The following is a 14402-nucleotide window of genomic DNA, read 5'->3' on the forward strand; positions in this document are numbered from 1 at the left end:
AAAAAGTTGAAGGGGTTGAGAACTTGAAGAAGAACGGGATAAGCAAGCTTTTCTTTGCCATGCTGATCGTGCTATCAACGGTTTTGCCAAATGCAGCCGCTGCAAAAGCGGAAGGAACAATATCGGTAATGGAAGCGATTAATAATAACAGCGGTACGGCGACGGTGAAGGGATACATCGTCGGTACAGCTAAAAGCGGTACAAGCTATCAGCAAGCATCGCCTTTTACTGAAAGTACGAATATAGGTATTGCGGATAGTCCGGATGAAACGGATGTTAAGAAAATCATGCCTGTTCAGCTTCCAGCCGGGAATATCCGAACGGCTTTGAATTTGGTCGAACATCCGGAATTACTCGAAGCGCAGGTGACGATTACGGGGAAGCTGGAAAAGTACTTTTCAGTTCCAGGCCTGAAATCCGCAACGGATTACTCGATCATCACTGATGGCGGAACAACTCCTGAACAGCCTGATGTGAAGGTTCTGGACTCCATTGCCGAGGCACGCACGAATACTGAAGATGTTGTGCAAATCGATGGCGTGGTCACCACGGGGCTTGGTTATTGGGGAGGAAAAGGCTTTTATATCCAGGATGAAACGGCTGGGCTATATGTTTATGGTTCTTCGTGGCCTGCGGATGTAAAGCAAGGGGATAAGGTTACTTTAATCGGACAAGTATCCGCTTATAATAAGGAATTGCAAATTCAACCAACCTCCATTGAAGTGCTTTCTTCCGGGAATGAACTTCCTGAAAGCCAAAAAATTGATGCATCTGGCGTCAATGAGGAAACACAAGGTGAGCTGGTCACCATTGAAAAGGCGACCATTACAGAATTGGCGGCATCGGGAACATACGGAACATTCGAATTCAAGGCGGAAGATACTGAGGGGAACTCTGTTATCGTTCGCCATGATAACCGGACCGGTTCAAGTTATGAAGATTTCGTGAAAAGCTTTAAAGCAGGGGATGTCATTTCCGTAAGCGGAATCGGATCGAGGTTCAATGACACGTATCAGTTGAAGCCGCGTGGCATTGAAGATTATGAACTGGTGAACAAACCAGCCGTATACACGGATATTTTCCCTGGTACGGTTAGTGAAAATACAAAGGTATCACTTGAATCTGGCTGGGAAGAAGCGGAAATTCATTATACGCTGGATGGATCGACACCGACTTCTTCAAGTGCCTTGTACAAAGAGCCTATCATTTTAACGAAAAATACTGTCATCAAGGCAATCGCTGTCAATGACAAGTCATCGGAAGTTTTCACATTTGCCTATACCGTTACCAAAACGAATGAAGTGAAGATTCGTGACATTCAGGGGATGAATCATTTTTCAACATATGAAACTCAACTCGTCTCAGGTGTGGAAGGTGTCGTCACGTATGTAAAAGATGCAAATAACTTCTACATGCAAGATCCCAACCCGGATAAGGACTTAACGACTTCAGAGGGAATACTTGTGTACAACAAAGCACATGGCCTAAAAGCGGGAGATCATGTCAAAGTGGCAGGTAAAGTCGCCGAGTGGTATATCGAAGGATACGCTGAAATGAAAACGACGGATCTGCCAACAACTGAATTGACCAATACCACGATTGAAAAGCTTGGCACTGCAGCGATGCCAGAACCGATCGTCATTGGAAAAGATGTCATTCCGCCGTCCGAGAACATCGATGATGATAGATTGACAGACTTTAACCCGAGCGAAGACGGCATTGATTTCTATGAGAGTCTGGAAGGAATGCTCGTAGAAGTATATAACCCGAAAGTGGTCGCTCCTCAAGACTATGGTGAATTGGTCGTGATTCCAAGAAATATGGAAACGACGACTGTAGTTGGAGGAGTCAAAATAAAGGAAACGGATTTCAATCCTGAAAGAATTACCTTGGATATAGATGATGAAGCATTTGCAGCGAAAACGGGTGATTTCTTTGAAGGCCCGGTTACGGGGGTCATCAGCTATGGATATAGCAACTATAGGGTAGTGACGGATAAAGCTCAGCTGCCGGCGTTAAAGGATGGAGGTACCGCCCGGGAAGTGACATCCTTAGAGAAGGATTCTGATAAGCTATCGATCGCTTCCTATAATATCGAGAATTTCTCGACTCAAACCGCTAACTCGAAAGTTGAAACAATCGCAACATCCATCATTACCAATCTTAAACAACCCGATATCATCGGCGTGACGGAAATGCAAGATAATGATGGGGCAACAGATAGCGGGACAACGGATTCTGCTCAAAGTGCCAAGAAGTTAACCGACAAAATAAAAGAGCTGGGCGGACCGCAATATCAATACATCGATATCGCACCGGAAGATAAACTTGATGGCGGGGCACCCGGCGGGAATATCCGTGTAGGCTTTTTATACAATGCGGACCGTGTCAAATTGACTGAGGGAACGAAGGGAACGGCAACACAGTCCGTTGCCTTCAAAGATGGAAAACTTACCTTGAACCCTGGACGAATCGAGCCTACCGATCCCGCTTTCACTTCAAGCAGGAAGCCTTTAGCCGCTCAATTCGAATTTAAAGGCGAAAGCGTAGTGGTGGTGGCCAACCATTTTAATTCCAAGGGCGGTGACGAGCCGTTATTCGGCAAAAACCAGCCTCCTGTCCTTTCAAGTGAAACGCAAAGGCTTCAAATAGCCTCCATCGTCAATCGGTTTGTCAGTGATATCAAGTCTCAGGATGCGAAAGCGAATATCGTCTTGCTTGGAGACTTTAATGATTTTGAATTTTCGGCACCGCTTAAAACATTAAAGGGCAATGATCTAACCAATATGATCGAGAAAGTCCCTTTTGAAAAACGTTATTCTTACACATATCAAGGCAATTCACAAGTACTGGACCATATCCTTGTATCGAATAATATGGCCGCGGCAACGAAAGTCGATATTGTCCATATTAACTCATCCTTCATGGAAGTCCATGGAAGGGCAAGCGATCATGACCCTGTATTGATTTCAACCTCGTTATCTGATTCAGGCGGAGTTGAAACTCCTGCTCCAGAAAAAACGTATCATGTAACAAACGTTAAAACAAAAAGACTTACGGTTGCTTCACCTAGCGTTTTAATTGACCTTGACGAAACAGCCAACATCGAAGAAGGTATCTGGTTAAAAGGCTCCTATGCTGTACTCAAAGGCCTTGGGCTGAAGAATGCAGCTGTTACGATAAAACCGGATAAGGAAGGCGCAATCATTGATTTTGGAGGCATGGCGGTGAAGGAAGTCATCATTGATAACGCCAATGTAAAAGAAATCAGGGGCGCTGAAAACGTTCAGAAATGGTCGGTAACAGAAGGTGTCGACACATCGAATATCAAGTTTGTCGATTCGAAGGGGGAAGCAATTGCTTCCCCTTTCGACCCTAAAGAAAGTCATGCGCCCTTCGTAACGAAAAAACTCGAAAATCTTGAAGTGAAAGCAGGTTCCAAGGTCACCATCGATTTGAGTGAGCACTTCTCAGATCCAGATGGAGATGAACTGACCTTTTCATCCACTATCGGTACAGTCACCGGCCAGATCTTAACCCTTCCTGCAAATGAAGCTGGAATATACCTTGTTGCAGTCAAGGCCGAGGACCAGCTAGCGGAAACGGTTGCCCGTTTCACGTTGACCGTATCGAATGATAAGCCGCTAGAAGCCTATTACGAAACGGCGGCAGGAAAAACGGGAACGGAATTGAAAACGGCCCTGCACTCGATAATTAAGGGGCATACGATGTTATCTTATGATCAAGTGTGGAATGCCCTTAAAGAAACGGATGAAGACCCGTTGAACAAACAGAATGTCATCTTGCTTTACTCGGGAAAATCCATCTCGAAGAACGCGAATGGGGGCAATGCCGGACAATGGAACCGTGAACATGTTTGGGCAAAATCCCACGGTGATTTTGGGACAAGCAAAGGTCCCGGGACAGACCTTCATCACCTCCGTCCTGCTGATGTGACAGTGAATGGTAAACGAGGCCACCTTGATTTCGACGAGGGCGGTCAAACATATAGTGGATGTGAATGTAAGTTCGATTCAGATTCATGGGAGCCGCCAGATCATGTGAAAGGCGATATAGCACGGATGCTATTTTACATGGCCGTCCGTTATGAAGGAAACGGCGAGCTGGATCTTGAATTAGCCGATACAGTCAACACGTATCCGAAGCCGCTACATGGAAAGCTATCGACACTATTGAAGTGGAATGAACTCGATCCAGTCGACGATTTCGAGAGCCATCGCAATGACGTCATTCATGACTGGCAAAAAAACCGCAATCCATTCATCGACCATCCTGAATGGGCATCCGAAATTTGGGGTGCAGCTGAATCCATCGATGAGAAAAAGGCGAGTTAAAATCGGAGATAGAAGGGAAAAGCAGCCTGATGGCTGCTTTTTATTTTTTGACACAAGGGATTCGGAAGTGCTGCAAAATAAATGCTCTGGAGTCCGAATGAATAATGGGGTAAAGATTGAAAAAAGCCGAGAGCAGTCGAATAAATTGCGATGTAGGTCGAATAAATTCGAGAACGGTCGAATAAAGTGCGGTGTAGGTCGAATAAATTCGAGAACGGTCGAATAAAGTGTAGTGAAGGCTGAAAAATTCGTGAACGGCCGAAAAAAAGAGCTCCGGCTGAATTCTTTATAAGTCGTTGCAGCTTTTCTTTAACGCGCTTTAGTCTCGCAAACCCCGCCCTGTTTTCCACAAACCGGAAGCAGCCTAAGGGCTGCTTTTTTTATTTTTGTAAGTGGATCCGACTAATTATTTTAATATACTGAAAAATCAAGATATTTTTCTTGGTTTGAAAAATAAAAAATTTGCTGTGTATGCAGTGCGATATGTGTTAATATGGGTAATACAATGAAAGGGTTTACATTGTCGGGATGAATAAAGGTATTTTAATATAACATAAGAGTTATTCTGTTTCTAATTTTTCGTAAGGATTCCTTAATTGATTGACCAGAACTTGACAAAGCCAACTATGAAACGTATACAAAGGACCGATGGTAATTGTTCTCAAATCGGAAGCCTGTAGTGAATTAGTAGTTCGCTTAACATATTAAGTCATGAAGAATGCTAACTAATCACTAAGAGGAGAGATTTTAATGGAAATTTTAAAAGGAACGGCCTTATTATTATTGGTACTTGGTTTATTTTCATTATTCAGTTTTAAAGCACCAAAAGGGATGAAAGCAATGGGGGCCCTTGCTAATGCAGCGGTTGCCGCTTTTCTAGTTGAAGCATTTCAGCGGTATGTCGGAGGGGATTTATTTAAAATTGAATTCCTTGGGGAAGTAGGGGATGCAGCAGGTAGCATGGGAGGCGTTGCAGCGGCTTCACTTGTTGCATTAGCACTAGGGGTTTCTCCTGTATATGCTCTTTTACTTGGTGTTTCATGTGCTGGTTTAGGCTTGCTGCCTGGATTTTTCGCAGGCTATCTTGTTGCTTTTCTTGTGAAAGTGATCGAGAAAAAGGTTCCTGCTGGATTGGACTTGATTGTCACAATCCTCATTGCAGCACCGCTCGTTCGGTTTATTGGTGAACAATTAACGCCATTGGTCAATGCAACGCTTCTGAATATCGGTGGAATCATTAAGGAAACGGCAAACAGTAATCCAATCTTAATGGGAATCATCCTTGGAGGAGTCATCACGGTCGTCGCCACTGCACCATTAAGCTCGATGGCATTGACAGCAATGCTTGGATTGACGGGACTTCCTATGGCAATCGGGGCCCTTGCTGTATTCGGATCCTCTTTCATGAATTTTGTTTTGTTCGATCGCTTGAAATTTGGAGACAGAAGTACTACAATTGCGGTTGCGATTGAACCATTGACACAAGCGGATATTATATCTGCAAATCCCATTCCGGTGTATTCCACCAATTTCATTGGCGGAGCGGCTGCTGGAGTGGTCGTGGCCATGTTTGGTTTAGTGAATAATGCAACAGGGACGGCAACACCGATCGCAGGGCTGGCAGTTATGTATGGTTTCAATGATCCAATAAAAGTGACGATCACTGCTGGGATATGTGCAGTTGTGGGAGCGACGGTAGGTTTCCTAGGTTCGATCGTATTCAAGAATTATAAAATCAGGACCGTTTCAGAAATAAGGATGAAAGAAGAACAAAAAGCGGCATAATGAAGACGGTTAAATAAAACTTTTGCCAGAAAAGGGGGATTACGCGATGAAATACAGATCTGCATTCGATATAATCGGTCCCGTCATGATTGGACCTTCAAGCTCACATACAGCAGGAGCTGCCAGAATTGGCAGAGTAGCACGGACATTATTCGGTAAGCAACCGAAGAAAGCCATTATTTCTTTATATGGTTCTTTTGCAAAAACTTACAGGGGACACGGTACGGATGTTGCTGTCGTAGGCGGGATATTGGATTTCGATACCGATGATGAACGAATCCCTGCTTCTTTAACGATAGCGGTAGAAGCCGGTATGGACGTTTCCTTTACAATCGAGGATACTGTGATGGACCATCCTAATACAGTTAAAATCAGACTGTTCGACGAAGATAAAGAATTGGAACTTGTTGGGATATCGATTGGCGGCGGAACGATAGAAATAACGGAGCTGAATACGTTCAAGCTTAAATTGTCGGGTGAAAACCCAGCCATTTTAGTCGTGCATAACGATGTATTTGGAATCATATCTTCCGTTTCGACAGTGTTGGCGAATCATGAAATTAACATTGGACATATGGAAGTTTCACGGAAAGAAAAAGGTCAAATGGCCCTCATGGTGATTGAAGTCGATCAGAAAATCCAGGGCGATGTCATGAAGGAAATTGAAGGATTGGAAAACGTGTCGCAAGTCATAAGGATGGTTGAATGATCATCATTAAAAGTGTTGGCATAGATATGGAGGTAAAAACATGTTCCGAAATGTAGCAGAGTTGGTTGAACTTGCTGAAAGTAAACATGTAAAAGTCGCGGAAATCATGATTTTACAAGAAATGGAGTTCTCAGGCCTGTCGAGAGAACAGATCATTGAAAAGATGGACAGGAATTTGACAGTGATGGAACAAGCAGTGGAAAGAGGTCTGAAAGGTGTACAATCCGTTACAGGCCTTACGGGCGGAGATGCTGTTCTTTTGCAAAACTATATCAAGTCAGGCAAGGCACTGGCAGGCAATTTATTATTGGATGCCGTCAGTAAAGCTGTTGCGACGAACGAAGTGAATGCAGCAATGGGAATGATTTGTGCCACTCCGACTGCGGGTTCTGCGGGCGTTGTTCCCGGTACATTATTTGCCGTGAAAGAAAAATTAAACCCGACCCGGGCAGAGATGATTGAATTTCTTTTCACTTCCGCTGCCTTCGGATTCGTGGTTGCAAACAACGCTTCCATTTCTGGAGCGGCTGGTGGCTGCCAAGCAGAAGTGGGCTCGGCAAGTGGAATGGCCGCAGCTGCGATAGTAGAACTGGCCGGCGGTACACCAAGCCAAGCGGCAGAAGCGATGGCGATCACATTGAAAAATATGCTTGGATTGGTTTGTGATCCAGTGGCTGGATTGGTTGAAGTTCCTTGCGTGAAACGGAACGCAATGGGTGCATCCAACGCGATAACGGCAGCTGATATGGCACTTGCAGGCATTACGAGCCGCATTCCATGTGACGAAGTTATCGATGCCATGTATAAAATAGGATTGACCATGCCTGTTGCACTTCGTGAAACGGCAGAGGGCGGCCTGGCTGCGACTCCGACCGGGCGTAGATTGGCAAAGGAAATTTTCGGTTCATATAAATAAACATTCAGTCCCATTAACAACAGATTTGTTAATGGGATTTTTAATTTGTCTTAAAAACAACTCCAACTCCATCTATTTTTGTGAATGAAAAAAGGAAATTAGAGGAAGATGGAGGGATTTGGCGTTTATGGACACGGAGATAGAAACAGTCGTTAAAAAATCTGAATTATCAGTTAATATGGAGCCATAGCAACTTTGTGAGTTAGCACTTTCAATGATAAGATGAGTACGAAATTACCTATGGGAAGGATTGATTCTTCATTAATTTTCTGGAATTAACGTACACGTCGGCAATGGAAAAAGCGATGTTTCAGGCTCATGGAATCGGCTATGCACTATATGCTCAAAAACTGGAGCAGCGTATGATGGTTGAACAAGAACGGGAACAGGATTATCAACAGGGCAGACGTATATCAGAGGAGATGAAAGCCAATCTTTTTTTAGGGAGTTAATTTCGAAAATATCGAATAACATAAAACGAAAAAATCAGAACAAGCGAAAGGGCAATCCAAAAGATTGCTCTTTTTTTTCCTGCGCTAAATGGCAATTTTTCCACTTGAAAGAAGGAAACAACACTTTTAAATAGAATGTACGTTCATGAAGAGGAGGAATGATCTTAATGGAGAGAAGAGCATTACTGGTATCTGCATTACCGGGATATGAAGAGGAAATTGGGCGGTGGCTATGGTGTTTAGAGGATGTTCGCCGTACGCTTATAAAGGAATTGACTGGAACCAGCCAAAAAATACTCGATACGAAAATCGATGAGAGGCAAACGATTGGCTCGATGTTATATCACATAGCGCTGATAGAGGCAGATTGGTTATACGAGGAGGTCCTTGTTTCGGATTGGGATTCGGAAATACGCGCGTTGTTTCCATTAGGATGCCGTGCTGAAGATGGCTCCCTAAACCGCATTGAAGGACAAACATTAGAAGAACATTTCTACCGCCTCAATAAAGTACGTGAAGTATTTCTTTCAAAATTTCGCACAATGGACCTAACCGATTGGCGTAAACCGAGGGTACTTGAACAATATGACGTCACACCTGAATGGGTCGTTTACCATTTGATTGAACATGAATCACATCATCGAGGTCAGATTTTTCAATTGCTGAAGAAATTACGGAATGAATAAGAAGTTTAATCTATGTTCGGAGCTGCCTTTATGGCAGCTTTTTTCATGTCGGGCTATTAGGTTTTTTGGATATTTAAGGTAAAATAACCGTAATGTATTACAGTTTATGGTATATTGGTTAAAGTCAATACATAACACCTTTCTGAAATCAACTGCTGCCTATTTAAACAAAAAAACTGTAGACAAACTCGCTTTTCCTCGAATTTGTCTACAGTCAAATATTCCTGGACTGATTTATATCATTAATCTATTTGGTGATTATGACCGAATTTCGACTTTAAGACGCTGCTGGCATACCCAATGAATCCTCCAACAATGGCAGGGATGATCCATCCTAGTCCTGCCTCATACATAGGAAGTATTGCAGTGAAGAAATCATTGATGAATGAAATGTGTACACCTGCTCCATTTAATCCATCGAATAAACTGACGATGAATGTTAAAAGTAAGCTGCCTTGATAAACTTCAGGTCTTCCTTTAAATAAAGAATGAAGAAATGTTAGGAAGATCAAAACAATGGCTAATGGGTAAATGGCTGTCATAACAGGTACTGAAATGGCAATTAATTCGGTTAGTCCAATATTGGCAATTATTGCACTGAATATGGATAAACTTATGGCAATTGTTTTGTAAGGCAGATTTGGAAACAGCTTATGGAAGTATGTCGAGCAAGATGTAATGAGTCCTACGCTTGTCGTTATGCAAGCCACTGTGATCATTAATCCTAATAATAGCCCACCATATGCTCCAAAGTAATAATCCGAGACTTTTGCCAAGACAATGCCTCCATTATCCAAGCGTCCAAGTTCCCCAACGCTTGAAGCACCCATATAAGAGAGAGCTGTATAAATGGTAGCAAGGATAACGGCCGCAATGGCAGTCGCTTTTCCGCAAACAATCATTATTTGTTTTTTTGTTTTAGCACCTTTTTCTTTGATGGCATTAATGATGATGATACCAAAAACAAAAGATGCAAGAGTATCCATGGTTAAATATCCTTCTCTGAACCCATTGAAAAATGGTTGAACCATATAGTGCTCGGCAGGTGCTTGAAAATCTCCAATTGGATTAACGAAAGCGACTACCACCAGGATTCCAATGAACGTCAACTTGATGGGTGTTAAAACTTTCCCCACAATTTCGACAATTTTCGCAGGATTGAGCGAAAGAAGGCACGAAACTGTAAAAAAGATGATGGTGAAAATAAGTAAAGGCAATGGACCTGAATCTTCAGGCAAAAAAGGTTTTACACCGATCTCAAAAGAAACGTTTCCTGTTCTAGGCATTGCGAATAATGGACCAATGGCTAAATAAAGAACGGTTGTGAATACAATACCAAAGACTGGATGGACACGGCTCGCTAATGATTGTAAGTCATCTTTTCCAGAAAAACCGAGTGCAAGCACACCAAGTAACGGTAATCCCACTCCTGTGACCAAAAATCCTGCATTAGCTGACCAGATATTCATACCTGCAGATTGACCAAGCATTGGCGGGAAAATTAAATTCCCTGCCCCGAAGAAAAGGGCAAATAACATGAACCCAATCACTACTATAAATGAAGATGGAACCTTATTAGACAAAATAAACCCTCCGAAAAAACCAAAATTTGCTATTTTAGAAAATTATTAAATTTTCTAAAAATTATATAAACGGTAATACTAAGACCGTATCGTATTATAACTAAATTAAATTGATATTTCAATATATTTTTTGTTTTTTATTATTCACCTTGATATCAGTGGTCCGCCCTTACTTTATTTTGAACATCTAAAAGCTGCTCATACTAATGAAATTCATTTTGAATAGATGAAATTTAAAGGAAATGAGGGTGCTGACTTTTTGAATGATCAAGAACATAGTGAAGTTACAATGGGGAACCCTGTTTGAGCTCGCGTGCGATGACTCACGAAAACATGTGCAGGGCATAGTTGAAATTAAGGCGGTGTTTTATAATGGGATCAGTTTTTGAAAAAATACTGGGGTTGTTTTTTGAAAAAAGGAAACAAAGTAAAAAAGATGTTTTATTACTAATTTTCATATTCGCGCTTCCTATAATTAATATGGTTGAGTATAACACGGATATGGACTTATTTTGGTTATCAGACATTGTATTAATTGCAATCATTATTCTTTTGGCATTCATATATTTTGAAGGAAAAAGAAACAGGGAGATTGATCATTAAACTTCGGTTTTTGATGAGCTGACGTTAAGGTAATTGTGGTTAGTTAATTCAAGAAAGTAAAAATAAGGGGTTAAAATAACACATATGTAAAAAAATTAAAAACATTTTCAGTATGTGTTAAATATCGTTCTGGGGTTGAATAACACGAATGCTTATTGGCCTTGGAAGTATCGTAGAAACCTTCCTGATTAAATACAATTGGCCGTTAAATGCATATATAATTAAAATAAATTCTTATCGGTTTCTTTTAAATAAATCAACTTAAGGATGTGTATTTAATGGGGATTAGAAGAGCAGTAATAGAGGATTGGAAGGCAATAGCGAATTTGTTAAGTCAGTTGGATTATTCAGATACTGAGACATTTATTAGAGAAAAAATGGAGAAAATCATCATTCATCCTGATGAGGATTTATTGGTTTATGAAGATAACGGAGAAGTGATCGCTTTTATTTCATTGCATTACATACCTCAAATAGCCTTAAAAGGGGATTTTGCTAGAATAAGTTATTTTGCAGTTGATAAAACCATAAGAAGTAAGGGGATTGGGCGGGAGATTGAAGCATTTTGTACTGAATTAGCCAAGAATAGAAACTGTGACAGACTTGAGGTTCATTGTCATTCAAGAAGAACGGATGCACATAGATTTTATGCCCGCCAAGGCTTTATTGAATCACCAAAATACTTCATGAAGATGATAAAGCAGTAAAGGCGGGTACCTATAGAAGAAATTAGAGAATTCTTGAACCAATCACAATCCTTGAGACCTGAATATGGTCTTTTTTTATTTTAACGTCAGAATAAATGGAGAAAGCTTATTACACAATTTCACCGCAATTGTGCACTAACGCACGAATCGTAGTCAATTGGTCATTGAAGATATCCTGTTCCCGTTTATAATGTTACACAGATGATCCTTATTGCACATGTATGCAATTTCTATTTGGGACATCGAATTCTTTATAAAAAAGGGGAATAAACATGAAAAAATCAGTAACATTTAATAATGGTCATTTAAAGATGGCAGGAAACCTATATTTACCAAAGGGGTTTGACGAAAGTGAAAAATATTCTGGGATTGTTGTTGTACATCCTGGTGGAGGAGTAAAAGAACAAACTGCAAGTGTTTATGCACAAAAGCTTTCTAATCAGGGTATTGTTGCGTTAGCATTTGACGCATCTCATCAGGGAGAGAGCGAAGGAGAACCACGTTTACTTGAAGATCCGAATGCCAGAGTAGAAGATGTGCGTTGTGCGGTGGATTATTTGACGACTCTCCAATTTGTCGATCAAGAAAGGATTGGGGCACTTGGTATTTGCGCAGGTGGCGGTTATGCCGTAGCTGCAGCTCCAACTGAACGCCGTATCAAAGCAGTGGCGACTGTAAGTGCGGTGGACATCGGTGCTATGTTCCGAGGAGAAGGTAGCATTGAAACACAATTGCAAACACTTGAGGCGGTTGCGAAGCAGCGTACTGCAGAAGCAAATGGAACAGAAGCGCATCTCATTACTTGGGCACCTGATACGCTTGAAGAAATTGATAAAAATACACCTGTGCTAATGCGTGAAGCTTATGATTACTATAGAACGCCTAGAGCACAGCACCCTAATTCTCCCAATAGATTCCTATTTACAAGCGTTGACAAACTCATGGCATTCTCGGCATCAAGACAAATTAGCACCTACCTGACTCAACCAATGTTATTGATTGCAGGAACCGAGGCAGACACACGCGGTTATAGCGAACGATTCCATGAATTGTCGAATGGACCAAAGGAATTATTCTGGGTTGAGGGTGCAACGCATATTGCTATGTATGATATCCCAGAATATGTAGATCAAGCTGTAACTAAGTTAACGGAGTTCTTTGGCAAGAATCTTTAAGGAATAAGAAGGTGGCATGCAACGTGTTTAAAAAAACAGAAGCATGGTATCATTAAGAATACAGCCGTTTTCCCAGTCATTTTAGGAAACGGCTGTACCTTATAGTAAAAGGTTTTTCAGGAAAGTTTGGTGACTCTCACAATGTCTATCGTGGATAGAAGAATACTAAAATCTCAAGAAGCAATCAAAAAAGCTTTTATTAAACTGATGTCTGAAAAGAATTTTGATCAAATTACGATACAGGATATTGCCGACAAAGCGAATGTTGGCCGAAGAACCATTTACTCTCATTACTTGGATAAATATGATCTGCTCGATAAGCTCATTGAAGAACATATTAACGAACTAAGAAAACTTTGTGAATCCTCAACAGAATTGAGTTTTTCAGATGCTCTTCTCATTTGGTTTGAATACTTTGAAAGTCATTATTCCTTCTTTTCAACCATGTTGGCAGACAAAGGGGCACCTTTTTTCCGCAGTAGCTTCCTTGAGCTTGTCATCGAAGAAGTAAAGAATGAAGTAGATGTAAACGAAGGGAAAAACCAAGGATTAAGTAAAGATGTTATCATTCAATTTTTTGGAGTAGCTATTGTAGGGATAGTCGAATCGTATTTCACGAATGGAATACCCGAGCCACCCCAAGTCTTGGCAGAACAAGTGGGAATTTTGTTAGAGAGAAATTTATGATACTGGGCGCTCCTGCAGAACCGGGACGCCTTTTTTCTCATTCAGAATATGTACTTGCTTTACTTCAATAAGGGAGATGCTTTGAAGTGAACCCAAAAAGTTAGACACTTTATTTACTTAGGCAGCCTTGAGGGCATGAACCCGGTAATCTACCGGGCTCATGCCTTTTAATTTTACCTTGATTCGTTGATGATTGTAGTAATGGATATATTCTTCTAGTTCTTGTTTGAAATGCTCCATGCTTTCAAATTCTTAATAAGCCAAAGAAGTTTTCAATGACCGCATTATCGAGACAATTTCCTTTGCGGGACATGCTTTGTGTAATGTTATGTTTTTTCAAATCATGCGAGTATTGTTTCATCTGATAATGCCAGCCCTGATCTGAATGGAGAATGGGTGAATCTTTCGATTCCAAGCGATCAAGGGCTTTATCCAGCATTTTGGAAACGAGCGGATAAACAGGCCGAGATTCGATATTATAGGCGATGATTTCTCCATTAAACAAGTCAAGAATGGCCGATAAGTATAGTTTCTCCCCAGCTAGATGGAATTCCGTGACGTCTGTTACCCATTTTTCATTGGACTTTGCCGCCTTGAAATCACGTGCTAGAATGTTGGGCGCAATCTTGCCGATGTTCCCTTTGTACGAACGGTATTTCTTCATGCGAACCAATGACTTCAATCCTAGTTCATTCATCAATCGGAGAACTGTTTTATGATTGATGCGAGCACCTCGGTTACGTA

10 protein-coding genes and 1 pseudogene are annotated in these 14402 nt (G+C 41.4%); 9 read left to right on the forward strand and 2 right to left on the reverse strand.

Annotation, left to right across the window (positions count from 1 at the left end; all coding sequences use genetic code 11):
* The first annotated feature begins 23 nt into the window (after positions 1 to 23).
* From J7E52_RS11675 to J7E52_RS11700, 6 genes are all read left to right on the forward strand, one after another.
* Positions 24 to 4355 (forward strand): endonuclease, encoded by a 4332-nt coding sequence (locus J7E52_RS11675; RefSeq protein WP_214746275.1) that lies wholly within the window; start codon positions 24 to 26, stop codon positions 4353 to 4355.
* A 750-nt stretch (positions 4356 to 5105) separates the two neighbouring features.
* Positions 5106 to 6140: a PTS sugar transporter subunit IIC gene (locus tag J7E52_RS11680; protein WP_214746278.1), complete on the forward strand. Its 1035-nt coding sequence runs from the start codon at positions 5106 to 5108 to the stop codon at positions 6138 to 6140.
* Positions 6141 to 6186: 46 nt separating this feature from the next.
* A complete protein-coding gene (gene sdaAB, locus J7E52_RS11685) occupies positions 6187 to 6849 on the forward strand; it encodes an L-serine ammonia-lyase, iron-sulfur-dependent subunit beta (RefSeq protein ID WP_214746282.1) in 663 nt (220 codons plus the stop codon).
* A gap of 40 nt (positions 6850 to 6889) precedes the next feature.
* Positions 6890 to 7765 (forward strand): L-serine ammonia-lyase, iron-sulfur-dependent, subunit alpha, encoded by an 876-nt coding sequence (sdaAA, locus tag J7E52_RS11690; protein WP_214746285.1) that lies wholly within the window; start codon positions 6890 to 6892, stop codon positions 7763 to 7765.
* A gap of 305 nt (positions 7766 to 8070) precedes the next feature.
* The gene (locus tag J7E52_RS11695) at positions 8071 to 8217 is read left to right on the forward strand and encodes a YuzK family famiily protein (protein WP_214746375.1); all 147 of its coding nucleotides are present in this window, start codon (positions 8071 to 8073) and stop codon (positions 8215 to 8217) included.
* 167 nt (positions 8218 to 8384) lie between these two features.
* A complete protein-coding gene (locus tag J7E52_RS11700; RefSeq protein ID WP_214746290.1) occupies positions 8385 to 8903 on the forward strand; it encodes a DinB family protein in 519 nt (172 codons plus the stop codon).
* Positions 8904 to 9145: 242 nt separating this feature from the next.
* Here the strand turns inward: J7E52_RS11700 and brnQ are convergent, their stop codons facing one another.
* Positions 9146 to 10486, reverse strand: a complete 1341-nt coding sequence (brnQ, locus tag J7E52_RS11705) for a branched-chain amino acid transport system II carrier protein (RefSeq protein ID WP_214746292.1) — start codon at positions 10484 to 10486, stop codon at positions 9146 to 9148.
* 881 nt (positions 10487 to 11367) lie between these two features.
* Here brnQ and J7E52_RS11710 point away from each other — a divergent pair.
* From J7E52_RS11710 to J7E52_RS11720, 3 genes are all read left to right on the forward strand, one after another.
* The gene (locus tag J7E52_RS11710; protein ID WP_214746295.1) at positions 11368 to 11796 is read left to right on the forward strand and encodes a GNAT family N-acetyltransferase; all 429 of its coding nucleotides are present in this window, start codon (positions 11368 to 11370) and stop codon (positions 11794 to 11796) included.
* Positions 11797 to 12068: 272 nt separating this feature from the next.
* Positions 12069 to 12971: an alpha/beta hydrolase gene (locus J7E52_RS11715; RefSeq protein ID WP_214746298.1), complete on the forward strand. Its 903-nt coding sequence runs from the start codon at positions 12069 to 12071 to the stop codon at positions 12969 to 12971.
* Positions 12972 to 13112: 141 nt separating this feature from the next.
* Complete coding sequence (locus J7E52_RS11720) at positions 13113 to 13658, forward strand: TetR/AcrR family transcriptional regulator (protein WP_214746301.1); 546 nt, start codon at positions 13113 to 13115, stop codon at positions 13656 to 13658.
* Between the two features lie 117 nt (positions 13659 to 13775).
* Here the strand turns inward: J7E52_RS11720 and J7E52_RS11725 are convergent.
* Positions 13776 to 14402, reverse strand: a pseudogene (locus J7E52_RS11725) (IS3 family transposase); the annotation flags it as partial.

Origin of the sequence: Bacillus sp. ISL-34 (genome assembly GCF_018613325.1) — a bacterium.
Lineage (GTDB): Bacteria > Bacillota > Bacilli > Bacillales > DSM-1321 > Peribacillus.